Annotated in this window: 18 protein-coding genes; 10 read left to right on the top strand and 8 right to left on the bottom strand. The window is 65.9% G+C overall.

The window, feature by feature from the left end:
• The first annotated feature begins 36 nt into the window (after nucleotides 1-36).
• Complete coding sequence (locus L6Q96_00785) at nucleotides 37-660, top strand: hypothetical protein (protein ID MCK6553114.1); 624 nt, start codon at nucleotides 37-39, stop codon at nucleotides 658-660.
• Between the two features lie 27 nt (nucleotides 661-687).
• On the opposite strand, the gene mscL is transcribed toward L6Q96_00785, so the two are convergent.
• Entirely contained in the window at nucleotides 688-1,092 is a 405-nt protein-coding gene (gene mscL, locus L6Q96_00780) for a large-conductance mechanosensitive channel protein MscL (GenBank protein MCK6553113.1), read from the bottom strand.
• A gap of 167 nt (nucleotides 1,093-1,259) precedes the next feature.
• Between mscL and L6Q96_00775 the strand changes: the two genes are divergently transcribed.
• Nucleotides 1,260-2,234: a creatininase family protein gene (locus L6Q96_00775; protein MCK6553112.1), complete on the top strand. Its 975-nt coding sequence runs from the start codon at nucleotides 1,260-1,262 to the stop codon at nucleotides 2,232-2,234.
• 188 nt (nucleotides 2,235-2,422) lie between these two features.
• Nucleotides 2,423-3,883 carry a hypothetical protein gene (locus L6Q96_00770; protein ID MCK6553111.1) on the top strand — a complete coding sequence of 487 codons (1,461 nt, stop codon included), beginning with the start codon at nucleotides 2,423-2,425 and terminating at the stop codon, nucleotides 3,881-3,883.
• A gap of 6 nt (nucleotides 3,884-3,889) precedes the next feature.
• On the opposite strand, the gene L6Q96_00765 is transcribed toward L6Q96_00770, so the two are convergent.
• The 4 genes from L6Q96_00765 to L6Q96_00750 all read right to left on the bottom strand — a co-directional run bounded on the left by L6Q96_00765 (nucleotide 3,890) and on the right by L6Q96_00750 (nucleotide 7,057).
• Complete coding sequence (locus tag L6Q96_00765) at nucleotides 3,890-4,774, bottom strand: FAD:protein FMN transferase (GenBank protein ID MCK6553110.1); 885 nt, start codon at nucleotides 4,772-4,774, stop codon at nucleotides 3,890-3,892.
• Between the two features lie 89 nt (nucleotides 4,775-4,863).
• Nucleotides 4,864-5,388, bottom strand: a complete 525-nt coding sequence (locus tag L6Q96_00760) for a hypothetical protein (GenBank protein ID MCK6553109.1) — start codon at nucleotides 5,386-5,388, stop codon at nucleotides 4,864-4,866.
• Nucleotides 5,389-5,391: 3 nt separating this feature from the next.
• A complete protein-coding gene (locus tag L6Q96_00755; protein MCK6553108.1) occupies nucleotides 5,392-5,943 on the bottom strand; it encodes an FMN-binding protein in 552 nt (183 codons plus the stop codon).
• A 229-nt stretch (nucleotides 5,944-6,172) separates the two neighbouring features.
• Nucleotides 6,173-7,057 carry a LysR family transcriptional regulator gene (locus L6Q96_00750; protein MCK6553107.1) on the bottom strand — a complete coding sequence of 295 codons (885 nt, stop codon included), beginning with the start codon at nucleotides 7,055-7,057 and terminating at the stop codon, nucleotides 6,173-6,175.
• A 195-nt stretch (nucleotides 7,058-7,252) separates the two neighbouring features.
• Here L6Q96_00750 and L6Q96_00745 point away from each other — a divergent pair, with 195 nt between their 5' ends.
• From L6Q96_00745 to L6Q96_00735, 3 genes are all read left to right on the top strand, one after another.
• Nucleotides 7,253-8,356 (top strand): acyl-CoA dehydrogenase family protein, encoded by a 1,104-nt coding sequence (locus L6Q96_00745; protein MCK6553106.1) that lies wholly within the window; start codon nucleotides 7,253-7,255, stop codon nucleotides 8,354-8,356.
• The gene (locus L6Q96_00740) at nucleotides 8,353-8,721 is read left to right on the top strand and encodes a hypothetical protein (GenBank protein ID MCK6553105.1); all 369 of its coding nucleotides are present in this window, start codon (nucleotides 8,353-8,355) and stop codon (nucleotides 8,719-8,721) included. Before L6Q96_00745 ends, L6Q96_00740 begins: the two co-directional genes overlap by 4 nt.
• A gap of 112 nt (nucleotides 8,722-8,833) precedes the next feature.
• Entirely contained in the window at nucleotides 8,834-9,682 is an 849-nt protein-coding gene (locus L6Q96_00735) for a universal stress protein (GenBank protein MCK6553104.1), read from the top strand.
• Between the two features lie 19 nt (nucleotides 9,683-9,701).
• Here L6Q96_00735 and L6Q96_00730 read toward each other — a convergent pair whose 3' ends face one another.
• Nucleotides 9,702-10,700: a glutathione S-transferase family protein gene (locus L6Q96_00730; protein ID MCK6553103.1), complete on the bottom strand. Its 999-nt coding sequence runs from the start codon at nucleotides 10,698-10,700 to the stop codon at nucleotides 9,702-9,704.
• A 320-nt stretch (nucleotides 10,701-11,020) separates the two neighbouring features.
• Here L6Q96_00730 and L6Q96_00725 point away from each other — a divergent pair, with 320 nt between their 5' ends.
• A complete protein-coding gene (locus L6Q96_00725) occupies nucleotides 11,021-12,094 on the top strand; it encodes a DUF481 domain-containing protein (protein ID MCK6553102.1) in 1,074 nt (357 codons plus the stop codon).
• On the opposite strand, the gene msrA is transcribed toward L6Q96_00725, so the two are convergent.
• Nucleotides 12,078-12,755, bottom strand: a complete 678-nt coding sequence (gene msrA / locus L6Q96_00720) for a peptide-methionine (S)-S-oxide reductase MsrA (GenBank protein ID MCK6553101.1) — start codon at nucleotides 12,753-12,755, stop codon at nucleotides 12,078-12,080. The genes L6Q96_00725 and msrA overlap by 17 nt on opposite strands.
• A gap of 199 nt (nucleotides 12,756-12,954) precedes the next feature.
• On the opposite strand from msrA, the gene L6Q96_00715 reads away from it, so the two are divergent.
• Together L6Q96_00715 and cydB are read left to right on the top strand one after the other, a co-directional pair.
• Nucleotides 12,955-14,307: a cytochrome ubiquinol oxidase subunit I gene (locus tag L6Q96_00715; GenBank protein ID MCK6553100.1), complete on the top strand. Its 1,353-nt coding sequence runs from the start codon at nucleotides 12,955-12,957 to the stop codon at nucleotides 14,305-14,307.
• Nucleotides 14,298-15,320 (top strand): cytochrome d ubiquinol oxidase subunit II, encoded by a 1,023-nt coding sequence (gene cydB, locus L6Q96_00710; protein MCK6553099.1) that lies wholly within the window; start codon nucleotides 14,298-14,300, stop codon nucleotides 15,318-15,320. Before L6Q96_00715 ends, cydB begins: the two co-directional genes overlap by 10 nt.
• Here the strand turns inward: cydB and L6Q96_00705 are convergent.
• The gene (locus L6Q96_00705) at nucleotides 15,314-17,704 is read right to left on the bottom strand and encodes a hypothetical protein (protein ID MCK6553098.1); all 2,391 of its coding nucleotides are present in this window, start codon (nucleotides 17,702-17,704) and stop codon (nucleotides 15,314-15,316) included. The two genes, cydB and L6Q96_00705, sit on opposite strands and share 7 nt — an antisense overlap.
• 396 nt (nucleotides 17,705-18,100) lie before the next feature.
• On the opposite strand from L6Q96_00705, the gene L6Q96_00700 reads away from it, so the two are divergent.
• Complete coding sequence (locus tag L6Q96_00700; protein ID MCK6553097.1) at nucleotides 18,101-19,186, top strand: MoxR family ATPase; 1,086 nt, start codon at nucleotides 18,101-18,103, stop codon at nucleotides 19,184-19,186.
• Nucleotides 19,187-19,209 lie beyond the last annotated feature (23 nt).

The following is a 19,209-nucleotide window of genomic DNA, read 5'->3' as shown; positions in this document are numbered from 1 at the left end:
TGGCAGGGGTCGGCGCAACCGTGCTAACAAGCGTCCATGACCAAGGCACGAAATCCCCGGAGGCATAGAACCCCACCCGCCCCGGCGCGCCTGCGGCGTCTCGTCGACGTGGCCATGGAGCTCGAAAGACGCACCATGGTGCTTTACTGCCGGCTCGAAAGCCTCTTTCCGGAACCGGAAGAAGTTCGGGCGTTCTGGTTCGATATGGCACAGCACGAATCCCGCCATTTCGGCGCCCTCGCCCTGGTGGCGGGTCTGCTCGATAGCACGCCACCGAGATTGCTGCCGCCGCTGCGGGCGGTAACCACGGAGCACGTACGCCAGTCCCGCAAACTCCTGTCCGACGCCGAGGCCGAAGCGCACAGCGGAATCAGCCTGGCGCGAGCTTTTCAGATCGCGCTCATGGTCGAGGGTTCCGAACTCGAGGATCTGGTGCTGGACCTGCTCAGTGCGGTGCGGGGCGAACGCGAGCGGGAACGTGCGGTCCAGCTTCTCATCCACGATCTCGGCGACCTGAGCTACATGATAGAGAAGTACACCGACAGCCGCTCGCTGCTCGCGCAGGCGGACCGCTGCATCGAGCAGCAACTCACGAGACTGAAGCGCTCTCGGGCCGCCGCCAGGGCACGGCGGTCCGCCGAGCGGCCGCGCCGGCCCTGACCCGTGCAACCACTCGGACGGCAGCGGTCACCGGGCCTTCAGCGCATCGCGAATTTCCGTCAGCAAGACCTCGGTCTTGCTCGGCGCCGGCGGCGGAGGCGGCGCCGCTGCCTGCTTCCGGAGCGCCGCGTTCATCGCCTTCATGACCATAAACAACGCCCAGGCGATGATGACGAAGTTTATGACCGTGTTGATGAACACCCCATATCCGAGGACGACGGCCGGTTCGGCGTCGGTCTTCGCCTTGAGCTGAATGGCCAGCTCGGAAAAGTCCATCCCGCCGATCAGCAGACCGATCGGGGGCATCAGGATCTGGTTTACGAGGGCGTCGACGATCTTGCCGAACGCCGCTCCGATAACGATGCCGATCGCCATGTCGACCGCATTGCCGCGCATGGCGAAGTCTCGGAACTCCTTGAGCAACGAACTCATTGCGCCTCCTGTTCGACGCTGCCCGCGGCGCCCTCGGTTTGTCGTTGACGCATGACGTATACGACGGCGCGCGCCAGTCTACAACTCGCCGGCGGCCTGCGGTTGCCTTCCGGCCGCCGCCCCGATACATGCAGCGGCGCGACCAACCTGAAGTGGAAGGCAACGCGATGACGGAACCGACCCTCCTGCGCTGGGAGGCGATCACCAAGCGCCGTTTCGACCAAATCGACCGCGGCCGTGCCGTGGTGCTGGTGAGCTGTTCTCCGCTCGAAGTGCACGGTCCGCACCTCCCGCTGGGTACGGACGCACTCGAAGGCCAGGGCCTCGCGGTCCGCATGCTCCGCTATCTCCCCGCCGAGCATCGGGACCGGACGTTCTTGCTCTTGCCCTACATCTACGCCGCCACCGACACGCTGCCGCATCCCGGGTCCATATTCTTCCAACCGTCGACTACCATGGCGGTGCTGACCGACCTGGGAAGGTCGCTGGCAGCGCAGGGATTCGGCAACCTCCTGGTGTCGAGTTTTCACGGCAGTCCGCGCCACTTCCTGGCTATGGAGAGAGCGTGCGCCCGCGTAACTCGCGAGCGAGGCGTCAAGATGGCTTCGCTCTTTTCGATCCTCGTCAGCCGCCTGACCGGCGGTAGTTCCGAGCTGTACGACGTTCTCGGCAATATCCCCGGCGTTCGCCGTGAGGACCTGGTCGGCGACACCCACGCCGGTCTCGTGGAAACGGCCCAGCTCCTCGCGTTGCATCCGGAGTGGGTGGAAAAGGACTATGTCGAGCTGCCGCGGCGAACGGTCAACATCTGGCTCGCCGAGCGGGGGGAAATTGCGCCGGCCCTCGAGCGTGGCAGGCCGGCGGGCCTGTTGGCAATGATCCGGGCCTTCCGCAGCGGTCTGCGCTTTCTCCGCGCCGAGACCTATGCCGGCGCCCCTGCTGCCGCCTCGCCGCAAATCGGCGAGCAGATCCTGGACCGCCTCGCGTCGGAGGCCGCGCGCGCCGTGACCGAAATCCTCGACGGCACGCTGCCGCCCGACCGGTGGCACTCGCCGCTGTGGCCGCGGCGCTTCCTGTTCACCAACCGGTTGATGGTGCGGTTGTTCAACCGATTGCTGCACATCCCCGACGGCGTGGCCTGAGCGACTTTCGCCCCCCCCCCGCGCAGCGCTTGCAACCACCCTCGACCCGGCCGGCGCGACGCCGCGGCGCGGGCCGCACCGGACCGCCCGACGCGCGCCGCCGCGCCAGACAACTCGCCCGCCGCCCTTGACTCCGTTCATCGCCTATGAAAATGAGAATCATATTCATCTAGGAACGGAGGCCCGATATGAACGTCACCGGTTACCGCGCACTGGCGCTCGTGTGCGCGGCGATTCTGCTCGCAACCCCTGCCGGACAAGCCGTCGCCGACAACGATGCCGCACGCAGGCGCGTCGAGGAACTCGAACGACAGCAGCAGCAGTTCAACCGGGAACTGCAGCAACTGCGCCGCCAACTCGACATCCCCCCCGACGGATCGCAACCCACCGCCGCTCCGGCCCCGACCCAGGAAGGCGAACGTGTCGAGGAGGTCGAGCGCCGTCAGAGCATTCTCGCCTCTGAGGTCGATCGGCTCCGCGAACTTCTCGTGCTGCCGGAAACCGGAGAACTGAAGCAGTATTACGGTCTCGCCCCCGCGGCCTCGCGCGTCTACGGCATCAAGCGCGGGCTTTCCATCGGCGGCTACGGCGAGACGAACTTCAAACTGGTCGTCAAGGACGGCGACGGGGAGAAGAACGAGTTCGATTTCGTCCGCTTCGTGATGTACGTCGGATACAAGTACAATGACTGGATCGTTCTGAACTCGGAAATCGAGTTCGAACACGCCACCACCAGCTCAACGGTCTCCTCGGGCGGCGGCTCGGTATCCCTCGAGTTCGCAACCCTCGATTTCCTGCTGCACGAACACGCCAACGCCCGCGGCGGTTTGATCCTTATGCCGGTCGGCTTCGTCAACCTCGTTCACGAACCTCCCTTCTATTTCGGCAACACCCGACCGCCCGTCGAAATCGCCATCATCCCGACCACGTGGCGGGAACCCGGCTTCGGCCTCTACGGCAACATCCTGCCCGACCTCGATTACCAGATGTACGGCGTCGTCAGTTTCAACGCCAAGGGTTACCGGAACACCGGCCTCCGCAATGCCCGCCAGCAGGGTAACCGCGACCTCGCCGACGACTGGGCCTTCGTCGGGCGCCTCGACTACGATCCGATACCCAGCACCGTCGTCGGCGGATCGATGTTCCTCGGTAACGCCGGCCAGGACCAGGACTTCGGCAACGACACCATCGGGTTCGAAGGCATCGGCGCCTTCACGCAGCTCTACGAGGTTCACGCCCAGTTCCAGTCGCACGGCGTTCACCTGCGCGCCCTCGGCACCGCCGTGCACATCGACGATGCCCTCCGGCTCAGCCAGGACGCCCAGATCTCCAAAGCCACCGGCGGCGAGCCGATCGCCAAGGACATGCTGGGCGCTTACATCGAGCTTGCGTACGACGTTATGCCGCTGATTCTGCCCGACACCACGCATTACCTCGCTCCCTGGTTCCGCTACTCGTGGCTCGACACCCAGAACAACGTGCCCTCCGGTTACTCGCCCGATCTCCGGCAGCGCCAGGACTTCTACGAGTTCGGACTGCAATACAAACCCATCCCCGAAGTCGTCCTCAAGGCCGACTACCACATTCAGGACCGCGCCAGCGGTACCGCACCGGACGTCCTGCGTCTCGGCGGCGGTTTCATCTTCTGATCGAAATCACCTTATGGCAGGCGGGGCCGAGCCGTCCGCGCTCGGCCCCGGCACCAGCGGAAAAGCTGGAGTCGTCGCCACCGCCGCGCCGTCGTCGACGAGCGCGGCAATGCCCTGCGCCTGCGCACGGTCCAATCCTTTGCGCCCCAGCACCACGAGCGCCGTCGACCAGGCGTCCGCACTGGTCGCATCCCGCGCCAGTACGGTGGCCACCCGCGGACCCGGGACCGGTTGGCCCAGCACGGGATCGACGATTGGGCCGGCTTCGTCTCCGGGACCCGACGCCCGGGAAGTCGACAGCGAAGCGTCCTTGAGCCAGACGATCCCGTGCGCGACCCCGTCCGCCGCGGCTGCCACCATGACGGGCCAGCCGCGCGGTTCGTCCGGAGGATTTCCGAAGGCCGTCTGACTGGAACCACCGAAATTCAAGAATGCCGCCGCGGCCCCGCCAACACGCAGTCGCCGCACTATCGCGTCCAGTGCGACTCCTTTTCCAATCCCCCCGGCATCGATCTCGATCTGCGGCGCCAGGGTCGCCGATCGTTCGCCAATCCGCAGGGCTTCGCCGCTCACCGGCGGAAGCAGCAGAGCCGCAGCCTTATCCCCGCCCGGCGCCCGCCAGGCCCGCACCCGCGAGCCCAGCAGCGGGTCGAACGCGCCACCCGTAGCCGCCCGTAACGCCAGCATCGTTCGCAACGCACCGGCCAGTTCCGAACTCACCGACACCGCGCCCTGGCCGGCACGGTCGTTCAGCCGCGCCAGCTCGCCGTCCGCCCTCCAGGTCGTCAGGACACCGTCCCACCGCCGCGCCTCGTCAACCGCGGCGTTGGCAAGCGCACGCGCATCCTCCGCTCGGGCAGCGACCACCGTAACATCGAGAATAGTTCCCATTACCGGCTGACCGACGCGCGCCGTCTCGGCGGCCGGCGCCGGCGCGCAGCCGAAGAGGCCGCAAACCGCCAGACCGACTAATCGCCGCGTCAGGGAACGGGAACCCGCAGCCGCTCGTCCCCCTGCGTGTAAGCGCTCGGCTGCTCCAACAAGAGAGCGCGCGCCACCAGAATCATCAGCCAGAGCAACACCCCTTCGAGGGCGAGGAAACTGGCCACCTTCAGTACCGCAAACGCCGGGTGGACGAAACGCACCCCCCAGCCGCTGAGTTCCCCGCCCAATCCCGCCCCGAAAGCCGTCGCTATCCCCCATGCCTTCATCCGCAGCGAGATCGGCACGAACAAGAGCAGATGGGTCAGCGTGAGCAGCAGGATTCCCATCGCGAAGCTGTGGAAGTGTAGCGTTTCGAGCAACCCCCGCAGCGAGCGCGGCTCCATGAAGCGGTCCGGGTTGCCAAGGTAGTACTCCACCACCGACGCCGGCCTCAGACTCATCTTCGAGAAGTACAGGCCGGCATTCGTCACCCAGAGGATGAACGTGTACAGCAGGAAGCACCAGACGATCGTCTTGAGCAGACGATGGCGCGTCCACTCTCCGCTGACCACGAAACGCACGCGTCACTTCTCTCCCAGCAGCACCGCGTATAGCGCCAGTGCTCGCCGCACACCGCCGGCAACCGCCCGCGAGGTGAGAGTCGACCCGGTTATCGCCGCCACGCCTCGACCGATCGCCAGATCGTCGTCCAATCGACGCCCGTCGAACTGCCGCAACCACCTGTCACCCGGCATGTAATCGAGCGGCTCGTAGAAGGCCAGGAGATGCGTACCGACCACCGCCCCATCGGGACTCAAGACGACGAGAAACGTCTCCGGCAGCGTGCGCACCAGATGCGTATCGAAAATCGCATACCCGGCCACTTCCCCGCCCCGCATGCCCACATAGATCGTCACCATGTCGGATTCGAGCGGCGCCCGTGCCAATTGCTCGATGCGCTCGCGCTGCGCCCCGGTCAGGAAGAAATTCCGCCGCTCGACGCTATCGACCCCCGGAAATGCCAGCGCGAGCGCCTCGTCGCGCGCGTGGAAAACCTTCGCATGAACGCCGATCGGGGCATAAACCGCCACCCAGCCGAGCAGCAGCGCGCTACTCAGCAGCCACCGGCCGACCATACGTCCAACGTGGGCCCCGCGCCGGCCGATCCCGCCCACTGCACCTCTCCTGTCGCCGCAACGGATCATTTTGAAAACCGTTTTCAACTAGACCCGTCGCCGGTCTATGTCAACTGCGGCCGCCTTACGATCCGGAGCGGCCACCTCCGCTCCTGCGCTTCAGGAGCCCACGTGGCGTCCGGGCACCGGGCTCCCATCTCAGCACTCGCAGCGGTCGCCAAACGGGTCGCTACGCCGGGAGCGTGCGCAGGTCTTCGCGCTGCAGGATCTCTATGAACTTGACGGCCGCGGGAGACAGGTGCCGACCGCGCTTGTGAATGATCCCGAGCGGTCGCCGCAGCGTCTCGTCGGACAAATGCACCACGCGCAGCGTTCCGTACCCCAGTTCCGGTTGCACCGCCGCCTCGGGCACAATCGCCACCCCCTGACCAATCTCCACGGCGCGCTTGATCGTCTCGATGTTGTCGTATTCGCCGGCAAGGCGCACCATGATGCCACGATCCCTGAACAACTGATCCGTTGCCTTGCGCGTCGGGATGTCCCGCTCGTAGGCCACGAATGCCTCCCCGTCGAGCCGTGCCAGCGGCACCTTGCGCGCCGCGGCGAGCGGATGAGAAGGCGGGCACGCCAGCACCAGACGGTCCTCCCGGAAAGGTACGATGGCGATCTGCGGGTGCTTCGACGGATAGGCTACGATGCCCAGGTCGATGCGCCCGCCGATCGTGTCGTCGTAGATCCGATTCGGTCGCGCGTACTCCACGTGCACGTTAACCTGCGGGAAGTTGCGCAAATACTCCTTCAGATACGGCGGCAACTCGTGCAATCCGACGCTGTAAACGATCGCCACCCGCAGTGTTCCGCAGATCGTGTCTCCGGTTTCCTGCAGGCGAGTCTCGATCTCCCGATATCGGTCCAATATCTCGCGACTGGCCTGATACAGGATCTCGCCCGCCGGGGTCGGCTTGGCCCCGGAACGCCCACGCTCCAGCAGCTTGCACCTGTACTTCGACTCCAGTGTCCGCAACTGCTGGCTGACCGCCGACTGGGTGATGAAGTTCTGCGACGCCGCCAGCGAGAAACTGCCGGTCTCGACCACGTCGCAGAAGACTTTCAACGTTTCTATATGCACCGGGCTAATAGTTAGCCAGTCTCATCGATGTGTCAACTCAGCGCCAAGCGACCTAATCGAGGCCACGGTGCCGCCCTTGCCGCTCGCCGAACACCCACGATACGATCCGACCGGTCCGAGGAGGTACTTCAATGAACCCGTTCGCCGGTGTCGATTGACGTCCTGAGCGACGAGGAACGCATGATCCGCAAGACCGTGCGTGACTTCGTCGACCGCGAAGCCCTCCCGATCATCGAAGACCACCACAGCCGCGAGAGCTTCCCGCATCATCTTATCTCGCGAATCGGCGAGATCGGCCTTTTCGGCGCCAATCTAAAGGGCTACGGGTGCGCCGGCCTGAACAACATTGCCTACGGACTGATCTGCCAGGAGATGGAACGGGGCGACAGCGGCCTGCGTTCGATGGTGTCCGTGCAAGGATCGCTGTGCATGCACCCCATCCACGCCTTCGGCTCCGAAGAACAGAAGCAGCGCTGGCTACCGCCCATGGCCGCGGGCCGCGCCATCGGCTGCTTCGGCCTGACCGAACCGGATCACGGCTCGGACCCCGGGAGTATGGAAACGCGCGCCGTCCGCGACGGCTCGGGCTACGTGTTGTCCGGCGTCAAGCGGTGGATCACCAACGGCAGCCTCGCCGACGTCGCCATCGTCTGGGCCAGAACCGCCGATGGCATTCGCGGCTTCCTCGTCGAGAAAGGAACTACCGGATTCTCGACGCGCGACATCAAGGGCAAGTTCTCGTTACGCGCCTCGGTCACCTCCGAGCTGATCCTCGAAGACGTGCGCGTCCCGGCTACCGCCATGCTCCCGCACGTAGAGGGTTTGCGCGGCCCGTTCTCGTGCCTGAATCAGGCGCGCTACGGTATTGTCTGGGGCGCTCTGGGTGCGGCTATGACCTGCTACACCACGGCGCTCGAGTACGCGCGAAGCCGCCGCCAGTTCGACCGCCCCCTCGCCGGCTACCAACTCGTGCAGCAGAAGCTCGTGTACATGCTCACCGAGATCACCAAGGGGCAGTTGCTTGCGCTCCGGCTCGGCCAACTCAAGGATCAGGGCAAGGTCCGGCCGCAACAGATCTCCCTCGCTAAACGCAACAACGTCGGCGAAGCCCTCAAGATTGCACGTCTTGCCCGTGACATCCTCGGCGCAAACGGTATCGTCAACGACTACCCGGTGATACGGCACATGCTGAATCTCGAAACCGTTAACACCTACGAGGGCACCTACGACATGCACACCCTGATCGTCGGCCGCGACATCACCGGCGAGGACGCCATCCGTTGAAGTTCGACACCGTGCGCCACCGCAGCGATCTCTCCGCCAAAGCCATGCAGGCTCTGCGCCGCCTCGGCGTCGACGCCGCTCTGCAACGGGCACCCGACGGGGCCCTGGTCGGCCCGGCGTACGAACTGCGCGCGACCCCGGGTGTCCGCGCACGCCTGTTGTTTCGGCGCTCCGCCGACGGCGGGGTCGAGGTGGGCTACGCCACCGCCACCGGCGACGGACCGTGGGAACGGATCGAGTCGGAACCGTTTTCTCTGCGGGCTCTCGGTTACTACGAACGCCGCTTGAAACGCATCGGCAACTTCGTCGAGACGGCGCGCAACGCCGATCGGCGTCCGCGAGTTACCCCTCGAAGACCGGCCTGAAGCTTCCCCCGCCGGACCGATGACGCTGTACCGGCCGCATGTCGCCCCCCATTAGCACTCGGCGCGCGGTAGGAGTATAGAGACGTCCGCCCGATAGGGCGGGAGGATCGCCATGCTGGAGCTGAAGAAGGTACTGTGTCCAATCGATTTCTCGAATCTCGCCGCACGCGAGCTCGACCTCGCGGTCCAGGTTTGCGAAGCGTTCGGATCGAAGCTCGTCCTGCACCACAACGTCATGATCACCGGGGTCGGATTCAGCAAGGCCTGGGAATGGTCCGAAGTGCACCAGGGGCACGCCCCCTCCGAAGGTGACGCCTTCAAGCGCCTCGAAGGCGTGCTCGCGACCCTGCCGGCCAGCGTCCAGGCAGAAGCCAAGATCAGCAGTGGCTCGGTTGCCCCGGTCCTGCTGCTTCTCGCCGAACAACTTCCCGCCGACCTCGTCGTCCTTGGCAGTCACGGGTGGAGCACCGAGGAGCATTCCTCGGTCACGGAACGTATCGTCGAAAAGAGCCCGTGCCCGGTCCTGACCATTCAGGAAGGACACGAACACGCCTTCCGGCTGCGGCCGCAGACGGGCGAGCCGGCGGTCAAGGTACTTGTGCCTACCGATCTGTCGGATTCCGCAGCGACGGCCGTCCACTACGCTTTCGAGCTGGCGCGGCGACTGCCGCTGCACGTGACCCTTCTGCACGTGGCACGCGACGCCAGCGCTGCCACCGCCGCGGAGCGCAAGCTGAAGGACCTGACCCCCTCGGACCTCGCCGATCGCGTCGAACGGATCGTCCATCAGGGCAAGGCGCTGGATGACATCCTGGGGACGGTCGACGCCACTCGCCCGGCGTTCATGGTGGTGGGCGAGCACGTTGGCGGCGTGTTCCACCGCCTGTTCACCCAGCACACGGCGCGCGAGATCCTTCACCGGGCGAGTTGCCCGGTGTGGTTCGTTCCGCACCGACGCTGACCGGGCGGCTGCCGGCGAATCACGACGCCGCCCCCGTCAGCCACGGCAGACAACCCGTTTCCGCAAGGACTCGATCCAACTCGGTCCGGTCAGTAAGGGCCTCATATCGCGCCCGCAACGCGGCCAGCGAGCGGGCATGGTACTTCTGCGTATCCTGTCCGAACGGCTGGCCCGCAAGCGTAACGGAAAAGGTCTTCTCCCCGGCGGCGAGCGCGCTGGCGTTCGCCGCCGACCAGGGCAAGAACAACCCGCCGATCTCATCGCGGAGCAATGGCAACAGCGTCGGGGCGAGCGGTTCCCACGGCTCGAACTCGCCCTCGGCCCGCGGACTGAGCATCTCTTGAATCCAGCGGGCCACGTGCGGTGCCGATTCTCGCATGATCGCCGCCGGCGTCGGGTCGGTACTGCACTGGTAGAGTTGGGCGTAGAGGCCGAAGTCGGCAAACGCCGGACGCTGACCGAACAAATACGGACGGCGGTGCAGGTGCGCTTCGAGTATGTTCAACTGCCGCCGGTACGATGCCTCGATGATATCCTTCGTCTGCGCCGACGAACCGACGAACGCCAGTCGCGGCACCATGCGGCCCTTGATCATGGTCGCCATTGGCCCCGGATCGGCACCCGGCATGAGGCTGCGCGCCAGCCTGTCTGCCGCCGATTCCCGGTCGGCCTCGTAGGTCCAACGGTAGTGGAACATCGGCTTGTTGGCCCACTCGTCGGCGTACTCCTCGATGAGCGCCGAAATGAAGGCCGCAGTGGTCGTTGCAGGGTGAATCGAGGGCTCAGGATAGAGGCGCTCGAAGTGCTCGATGATCGGCGTCGAGTCCTGCAATGCCTGCCCTTCCGGGGTCACCACCAGCGGCACGAGCGGCAGCTTCGCGAATTTCAGGAACTCCTCCTCGACCTCGCTGTTGCGCACCACCCACTCGTGCGGGATGCGCTTGTACCGGAAGTAGGACCGTACCTTCACCGAATACGGCGATAACTCGTTGCCAAACAAGCGATTCCGAAGGTCCACGACTGCTCCTTCCTCTCTGCCGCGCCCAGGCCGCCACCGCCATGGTTACCGGCCAACCACCGTCAACGCCGGACTTCCGGCCCCAACACTTTCTCGCCGCTGTCATTGCCGGAACTATCCTATTCCGGGTCGATAAGCCACGCGTTCTGCTGCCGCCCGAAGCCAGGATGCTCCGGGTTTGTCTTGACACGATCGCGGCGTCTGGAAGACTGCCAGTCAATCCATTTGCGCATATCGAGGTGACAGTCGTGCGGACCACTGGACGGGGCGGACATGCAAGACCGCCTCGGTGCCGGAGTCGCACTCAGGAAGGAGACGTCATGCAAGGGAATCCCCGGTGGGTAGTTATGTCGCGGCAGAAGCCGCTGAGCCTGGCGATCGCCATCTGCGCTCTCGTTGCCGGAACGGCCGCGGCTGACGAGATCACGGCCAAGGGAGATCTTCTCCGCGGTACCATCTCCGATGTCACGTCGACCGGCGTCGCGTTCACCCCCGACTACGGCAAGGGAGACATTACCATCGAGTACAGCGATATTCAGAACCTCAAGACCGACGCGCCGATGCACGTGCTGCACGGGGAGGACGCCACCACCGTCGCGCCGATCTCGGGGTACAGTGACGGCAAGCTCCTGATGGGCGACACCCAGGTCCCCGTCGACTCGATCGCCTGGTCCGTCACCCAGAAGAGGTACGACGACTCGATGATGGTGCGCCTGCGCCAGCGACTGCGCTTCTGGACCGGCAACTTCGACATCGGCTTCAGCTACACGGCGGCCACGATCAACACCTCGCAGATCCTCGTCGGGCTGGGGGCAACCCGAACCAAAGGCCCCTTCAAGCTCGGCCTGGGCGCCAGCACCCGCTACGGCACCCAGAAGCCGCAAGACAAGTCGCAAACGACGACTCAGAACGATGTTCGCGGCATTATCCGCGGCGATTATTCCTTCACCGACAACTTCTTCGGCTTCACGGCCGCCGACGCCCTCTACGACGCGATTCAGAAGTTGAGCATCCGCACCGCGCCTCGTGCCGGCCTGGGGTACAAGGTCTACAACACCAAGACCGCCTACCTCCAATTCGAAGCCGGTGCCGGTTATCTCTACGAACGCTACTTCGGGGGCAGCACCAACGACTACCCCACCGCCGTCTTTGGCGTAGAGGCCTACAAGGAGCTGCCACGGGACGCGAGGTTCAAGTTCAGAACCGACTATCTGCCGGCATTCGGCGAGTGGGCGGACAACTACCTGCTTCGCACCGACGCTTCGCTGCTCATCCCCTTCTGGGACCCGTTCGCCATCAAGTTCACGCTGCTCAACGAGTACGACAGCACTCCCGCCCCGGACACCAAGTACAATTCCCTGGCGCTGTTCGCAGGCTTTACCGTGGTGATGTGACCGCGGAACCGCCGCCTAGCGTCGCGCCTGACGGGCAGGCGACCCCGGTCCCGCCGAGACCGCAGTAGCCCCCGGGGTTCTTAGCGAGATACTGCTGGTGATGATCCTCGGCGTAATAGAACTCCGGCGCCTCGCGAATCTCGGTGGTGATCGGTCCGTAACCGGCCGCCGTGAGGCGTTCCCGGTAGTTCTCGCACGAGGTCTCCGCGGCCCGGCGTTGCGCTTCGTCGTAGCAGTACGCCACCGAGCGGTACTGCGTGCCGACATCGTTACCCTGACGCATCCCCTGGGTCGGATCGTGGTTCTCCCAGAATACCTGCAGCAACCGCTCGTAACTCACCGCGGCCGGGTCGTACACCACCAGGACAACTTCGGCATGACCGGTGCGCTCGCCGCACACATCGCGATAGGTCGGGTTCGGCGTGTGTCCGCCGGCGTAGCCCACCGCGGTACTGTACACGCCCTCGATCTGCCAGAACTTGCGCTCCGCACCCCAGAAGCACCCCATACCGAAAACCGCCCGCGCCATCCCCACTGGGAACGGGGGCTCCAGCGGCGCCCCGTTTACGAAGTGTCGGGCCGGCACCGCCATGCGCTCGGAACGTCCCGGCAACGGCGCGGCCGAATCCGGCACCGCGCGCCGCCATCTCTCGATCCGCATGCTCCGTTCCTCCCTGTCATTTCCGACGTTACCGGGGCTTCGGCAGCCATGCGAGAGGGGGGCCGGCCGCCCCTACCCGGAGCCCGCGCTCACGCCGGCGGCAGATTTCGGCGTTGCAAATTCCGCCCGCTGAGATACGGGAGCCCCTGACATCGACTTCGGCGCGCGCCGGGTTCCGGAGCGCAGGAAGCGAACTGACGTGGATGCGGTCGATCTCTCGCGGTTGCAGTTCGGACTCACCATTGCGTTCCACTACATTTACCCGCCGTTCTCGATCGGCCTCGGTCTCTGCCTGGTCATCATGGAGGCCCTTTACCTGCGTTCCGGCGAGGCCCTTTACCAGCAGGTGACGCGGTTCTGGGTGCGGGTGTTCGGCCTGACCTTCGCGATCGGCGTCGCCACCGGCATCGTCATGGAGTTCCAGTTCGGAACCAACTGGGCGGCTTACTCGCGGTTCGTGGGTGACGTCTTCGGCAGCGCCCTCGCCGCCGAAGGCATCTTCGCCTTCTTCCTCGAGTCCGGATTCCTTGCACTGCTCCTGTTCGGCTGGGAGCGCGTGCGCCCGCGGACCCATTTCCTCGCTACCGTGATGGTGTGTCTCGGCGCCCATTTCAGCGCCGTCTGGATCATCGTCGCCAACTCCTGGATGCAGACCCCGGCGGGGTTCCGCATCGTGGGCGAGGGACTCGCCGCAAGAGCCGAAACCACTGACTTCTGGCAGGTGGTCTTCAACCCCTCGACGCTGGACAGGTTGAGCCACACGTTGGCAGGTGCCTGGCAAGCCGGCGCCTTCCTCGTGCTCTCGATCAGCGCCTGGTACATCCTCAAGGGCCGCCACCTGGAGTTCGCCAAAGCCTCGTTCCGAATCGGCCTCGCAGTCGCGGTCGTCGCCACGATCGCCTCGGCACTCACCGGCGACTCCAGCGCCCGCACCCTCGCCACCACGCAGCCGCCCAAGCTCGCCGCCATGGAAGGCGTGTTCCCGACCAGCGCCCCCGCCGGACTCCATCTGTTCGGGTGGGTCGACACGGAAGCGCGGCGGGTTCACGGGCCGGAGATCCCCGGCATGCTTAGCTGGCTGGTCCATTTCGACGCGACGGCGCCAATCGTCGGCCTCGATGCGATTCCACGGGAGGACTGGCCGCCGGTGCAGCGCGTCTTCCAGGCCTTTCACCTCATGGTCGCGCTGGGGTTTGTCCTGCTCGCGCTGGCGCTCACCGCCCTTTTCCTTCTCTGGCGTGGCACGTTGTTCTCGACCCGCTGGCTGCTGCGGCTCTTCGTCCCTGCCGTCGTCGCGCCGCAACTCGCCAACCAGCTCGGCTGGATGGTCGCGGAGTTCGGCCGCCAACCGTGGATCGTCTATGGAGTCATGCGCACCGCGCACGGCGTTTCCCCCCGAGTCTCCGCCGCCGAGGTATGGATCTCGGTCGTGCTCTTCACGATCATCTATCTACTGCTGTTCGTCCTGTTCATCTATCTGCTCGACAAGAAGATCCGGCACGGGCCGTTGCCGGAGGACCTTGTCGTCACCGGACGCCGCGCATGGACGTGAGTGCTCTACCTCTGCTCTGGTACCTGCTGGTCGGGCTTCTCTTCGCCGGGTACGCGGTGCTCGACGGCTTCGATCTCGGCGTCGGGACCCTGCACCTTCTCGGGCGCACGGACGAGCAGCGGCGCATCTTTCTCAACGCCATCGGCCCGGTGTGGGATGGCAACGAGGTCTGGCTGGTCGTCGCTGGCGGGGCGCTATTTGCGGCGTTTCCGCCGGTCTACGCGACCGTCTTTTCGGGTTTCTACCTGGCGCTCATCCTGCTGCTGTTCGCACTCATCTTCCGCGCCGTCGCAATCGAGTTCCGCAGCAAGGAACCCGGAAGGACCTGGCGGCAGACCTGGGACGTCAGCTTCTCGGTCGCCAGCACGACGGCAGCGCTGCTCATGGGTGTCGCTCTCGGCAACGTCATCGCCGGCATCCCGCTCGACGTCGCCGGCGACTACACCGGCAGCTTCTTCGACTTGCTGAACCCGTACTCTCTGATCGTCGGCGCAACGACGGTTGCCCTGTTCACGATGCACGGTACGATTTACCTCACCCTGCGCACCGAGGGTGCCACCCAGGCCCTTGTCGCGCGGTGGATTCGCCCGGCGATCCTGACGTTCGTCACGCTCTACGCGACCACCACACTCGCGACGCTGTTGTTCGTGCCCCACATGATCGCTCCGTTTGCCGCGCGTCCCCCGCTCGCCGTTGTGCCGTTGGGCACGTTCGGGGCAGTCCTCGGGATCCCCCTTGCAGTCCGGCACGGCCGGCCGGGAACGGCATTCGTCGCTTCGTGCCTGACCATCCTCGGCCTCTGGGCACTCGTCGGTATCGGCATGTTTCCGCGACTCGTCGTCGCCACTGATCCGGTTCTGAGCTTAACCCTGCACAACGCCGCCTCGTCCCCGGGCACTCTGCGCACCATGACTATCATCGCGGCCATCGGCGGACCGCTGGTTGCCGCATATACGGTGGGAATCTACTGGGTATTCCGCGGCAAGGTCCGCCTCGACCACATGAGCTACTGAGCACTGGGCGTGCCGCCGCTCGCCCCCTCGGCAGGTGTCGCCGTCGGCTGCGGAACCGGCCAGGTCGCCGCCGCGGTGGCCTCCCACACCGGGGGCGTCGGGGCCTCCCAGTGGCCCGACGGAGGCGCCCACGGCGTCGGTGCCGGTGCCGGGACGGTCGCCGTTGCCTCGGCATCCGCTGCGGGCCCCGACGCCGACGCTTCGGCGCCAAGGAGGGCCAGTATCCTGAAGGCCGAGCGGCCGCCAATCGTCAGAGGCTTTGCCCAGTTCCCCAACTGCAACGCCGCAACTCGTTCCAGGATTCGTCGACGCATCGCACCGTCACCGGTGAGCCGGGCCACATAGGCAGCCCCGGGGAGCAGACGCGGATCGGTCAGTGTCGGTTGCGCCTTCCAGGCATTCGCGTACTTCTCCAACCACGCCAGGATGTCGGGGTCGCCCGTCACCGCGTGCGTGTAACTCAGCCCATCGGCGAGAATGCCGATCTTCCAGTGCGAGATCGGTCCCGGCGGGTGCGCCGCCATTCCGCCGCGTGCGTAAGCCAACGCCGCATCGCGGTACGGAACGTGGCCGGTGGCCTCGTACGCCGCAACGAGCGCCACCTGCGGCCATCCCCACTGCCGCGGATTTCCTCTGATTGTCCCATGGCGAACCCGTGTCGTCAGGTAATCGGCGATGCCGCGGGCAGCGGCCAGTCCCCGCTCGTCACCGGTGAGCGTGAAGTAGGACAGTAGTCCCTCGTTCCACGTGTGACCGAGATCGACACCGCCCAGTTCGAAGGCGAAGTGCAAAGGGTTCTTCGGATGATTCATGCCCACCCAGTTCGGATGACGGTCCTGAAAGTAGATGCGGTCTACATCCATGAAATGGCGAGCTGCCGCGACCATGGCATCACGGTACTGCGCCTCGCCGGTCGCCGCGTAGGCGAGGGCGAATACCTGCGCGGTGTCGTATTCGAGGTTGCCCCAAGCGTCGCAGCCTTTGACCGAGTCGTGGTAATCGGGGAAGTTCCAGTCCCCCCAGTTCAACATCCCATAGAAACCGCGCCGTGGCCGCTCACGTGCCGGGTCGGCACAGATCACCGCGTTGCCGTCGTCCCACCGTTCCACTGCGGCACGCGCCGCCACGCGTGTGTACGCGGCGGCAAACCGGGACAGGAATTCGGACGCCACCTGCGGCACCACGGCATTGCGCAACGCGCCGGTTATCGCCAACCAGTTCCCCGCCACCGGCGCGACCAGCGGCGATCTGACGGCCTCCAGCACAGCCGGCGGCGGGGCCTCGCGCGCGTGCAGCAGGACGACCAGCTCGTGTGTCTTCGCAGCCCCCATGCCAATCATCCCCGGCGGCGCATCCGGCGCCCAGAGATTGTAGGTCAGCGCGCGCCCCCGCACCGCGAAGCTCTGCGGGTACTCCTGCCAGAAGTAACGCCCGACGACGGTCACACCGGCCGACGCGTCGTGCACGTCTATCCACCCCGCCGCACGCCCGACGTACCTGGTCCCCGCGGCTCGTCCCGTCTCGTTGTCGTCCTGCGCAATCACGATCCCGCTATCCGGCACCGCGCCCGTCCACGCCTCCCCGTCCTCTCGACCCACCGTGTACGACGGCGTCCCCCCCGCAGTAACCGAGCCGAATTCAAGGGCGAGCTGACCGAGCGGCGTGTACCGTTCCGGCCCGTGTTGCTCGAAGGTGTGCAGAATCCGCGCGAAGGGTTGGCCCGCATACGCGTCGATCCGAACGACATAACGAAACGCGGGGGCATATACGCCTCGGACTTCAACGCGCACTCGCAGCGGACCCGTCTCCGTCACCACCACCGATTCCGCCGTCCGGGCCACATGCCGCACCCCCCCGAGGTCCATGAAGCCAATGACCGTTGGCACCACGCCGGGGCGTCCGGTCAGACGCAGGTCGGCGAGGAACCCAGCCGTCTGCTTCGGCACGTTGAACTGCAGCGCCCCGGTATCGACCTCGACGCGCTGCGGCGTATCGCGCACCTGGACCCGCCGCACGCCCACAGAACCCCGCCCCGCCCCAACCCGCTTGTCCCAGCTCAGCGCAAACTGCCGCTCCTGCCGCGGCGCGAGATCGGTCTGCCAGTCCAGACCCAGCCAGCGGATACTACCGTCGGGCCAACGACCGAGCACCCGTCCCTGCACGGGCACCTGCGCGCCCTCGGCGGGGCCCCCAACCTCGTGCAGTTGCGCGGCCGCCGCCTCGTGTAACCTACCCCGCGGCAGCGGAACGCCTGCCCATACCGGCCACCCCCGCAGCGCCGCCCCGGCTGACTCACGCACCCGCAGGACCGGCTCCGCACCGGGGCTCGCCACCGCCAGATCGACTGGTCCAACGGCGCCCAGAACGATGGCCGTCCATAACATCGTCACCAGGGACCAGCGGCCGCCCTCCGGCCGTAATTGCCCCGCTCTTGCCACAAACGACCCTGATATCTGCCCGGCCCACACCGGTGCAACTCCCGCGCCCCCGAACTCGATTCCACCGGGCCGAACGCCTCGCCCCGTCCCCATCGCCGTCAGGCGGCCCGACTCACGTCGGATCGCGGCAAACCGCACGCACTCGCCTTGCCAGCCGCAACCTCACGCAACGCCTGGGACTCGGTGGTCCATGTCCGCCACCCGCCACGGTCGAATTGAACCATACCCCGGTTGCTCGACCCACTCCGCGCCGGCTTGCGCTCGGGAGCAAGGCTTCCGCGCAACGTGGCACGCCGCTTGCCAACCTTCCCGGTCACCCTGGTTCGGACGAGGAGGAAACTCATGGAGACACGAATGGTAGGCAACGGGAACGGTTCGGCGGCGGTACCGCACTCAACCCCGGAAGCGGCGCAAGCCGAGGTCCGCAACACCTTCCTCCTCTGCAGCGGGAAAGACTGGGCTGACCGCATACGGTCCGAAGTCGGCAAGGCCGTGGTCGGCCAGGAAGCCATCGTCGAGCGCCTGCTTGTCGCTTTACTGGCAGACGGTCACGTCTTGCTCGAAGGTATGCCCGGTCTCGCCAAGACGCTGTTGGTCAAGAGCCTCGCGACAACCATGGGCCTCGATTTCGAGCGCATCCAGTTCACCCCGGACCTCCTGCCCAGCGACGTCGTGGGCACCATGGTGTTCCAACCGCAGAACGGCACCTTCGGCGTCCACCTGGGCCCGGTGTTCGCCAACCTCGTGCTCGCCGACGAGATCAACCGCGCCCCAGCCAAGGTCCAGAGCGCGCTGCTCGAAGCCATGCAGGAACGTCAGGTCACGATCGGCGGCCAGTCGCATCCGCTGCCGCGACCCTTTCTCGTCATGGCGACTCAAAACCCGGTCGAGCAGGAAGGCACCTACCCGTTGCCGGAAGCCCAGACCGACCGTTTCCTCTTCAAGCTCCTTGTCGACTATCCCTCGGAACACGACGAACAGGGTATGCTGCAGCGCTGGAGTCAGATCACCACCCAGCCCCAACTTTCCCCCGTATCCTCCGTCGCAGAACTCCTCGCCCTGCGCGCCGGCGTCGACCGCATCCACGTCAGCGAGCCGTTGCGGCGCTATGTGCTCGCCCTTGTGCGCGCCACGCGCGACATCGCGCGAGCCGCAGAAAGTCCGCGCAGCACCGGACCTCGGCCCCTCGCCTTCGGCGCCTCGCCCCGCGCGACCCTCGCCCTCGTCCAGGCTGCGCGCGCGCTGGCCTTTGTCCGCGACGACACCTACGCCACCCCGGCGCACGTCCAGGAACTCTTCCTCGACACCTGCCGCCACCGTGTCGGACTGACCTATGAAGCCGAAGCGGAACGCCTGAGCGCCGACAGCGTGCTCGGCGAACTCCTCGCCCGCACGCCGATACCCACCGGCGAATCGTCGCGCATCTGAATGGAACGTCGAACACCGAGCAC

Source organism: Candidatus Binatia bacterium, assembly GCA_023150935.1.
GTDB lineage: Bacteria > Desulfobacterota > Binatia > HRBIN30 > HRBIN30 > JAKLJW01.
This window is presented reverse-complemented; position numbering and strand designations above follow the sequence as displayed.

Excerpts from the sequence above, each read along its gene's own strand:
- L6Q96_00745 (MCK6553106.1), top strand. The coding sequence starts at position 7,253 with ATGATCCGCAAGACCGTGCGTGACTTCGTCGACCGCGAAGCCCTCCCG.
- L6Q96_00735 (MCK6553104.1), top strand. The coding sequence starts at position 8,834 with ATGCTGGAGCTGAAGAAGGTACTGTGTCCAATCGATTTCTCGAATCTC.
- L6Q96_00785 (MCK6553114.1), top strand. The coding sequence starts at position 37 with ATGACCAAGGCACGAAATCCCCGGAGGCATAGAACCCCACCCGCCCCG.
- mscL (MCK6553113.1), bottom strand. The coding sequence starts at position 1,092 with ATGAGTTCGTTGCTCAAGGAGTTCCGAGACTTCGCCATGCGCGGCAAT.
- L6Q96_00770 (MCK6553111.1), top strand. The coding sequence starts at position 2,423 with ATGAACGTCACCGGTTACCGCGCACTGGCGCTCGTGTGCGCGGCGATT.
- L6Q96_00765 (MCK6553110.1), bottom strand. The coding sequence starts at position 4,774 with ATGGGAACTATTCTCGATGTTACGGTGGTCGCTGCCCGAGCGGAGGAT.
- L6Q96_00775 (MCK6553112.1), top strand. The coding sequence starts at position 1,260 with ATGACGGAACCGACCCTCCTGCGCTGGGAGGCGATCACCAAGCGCCGT.
- msrA (MCK6553101.1), bottom strand. The coding sequence starts at position 12,755 with ATGCGGATCGAGAGATGGCGGCGCGCGGTGCCGGATTCGGCCGCGCCG.
- cydB (MCK6553099.1), top strand. The coding sequence starts at position 14,298 with ATGGACGTGAGTGCTCTACCTCTGCTCTGGTACCTGCTGGTCGGGCTT.
- L6Q96_00705 (MCK6553098.1), bottom strand. The coding sequence starts at position 17,704 with ATGTTATGGACGGCCATCGTTCTGGGCGCCGTTGGACCAGTCGATCTG.
- L6Q96_00700 (MCK6553097.1), top strand. The coding sequence starts at position 18,101 with ATGGAGACACGAATGGTAGGCAACGGGAACGGTTCGGCGGCGGTACCG.
- L6Q96_00725 (MCK6553102.1), top strand. The coding sequence starts at position 11,021 with ATGCAAGGGAATCCCCGGTGGGTAGTTATGTCGCGGCAGAAGCCGCTG.
- L6Q96_00755 (MCK6553108.1), bottom strand. The coding sequence starts at position 5,943 with ATGGTCGGCCGGTGGCTGCTGAGTAGCGCGCTGCTGCTCGGCTGGGTG.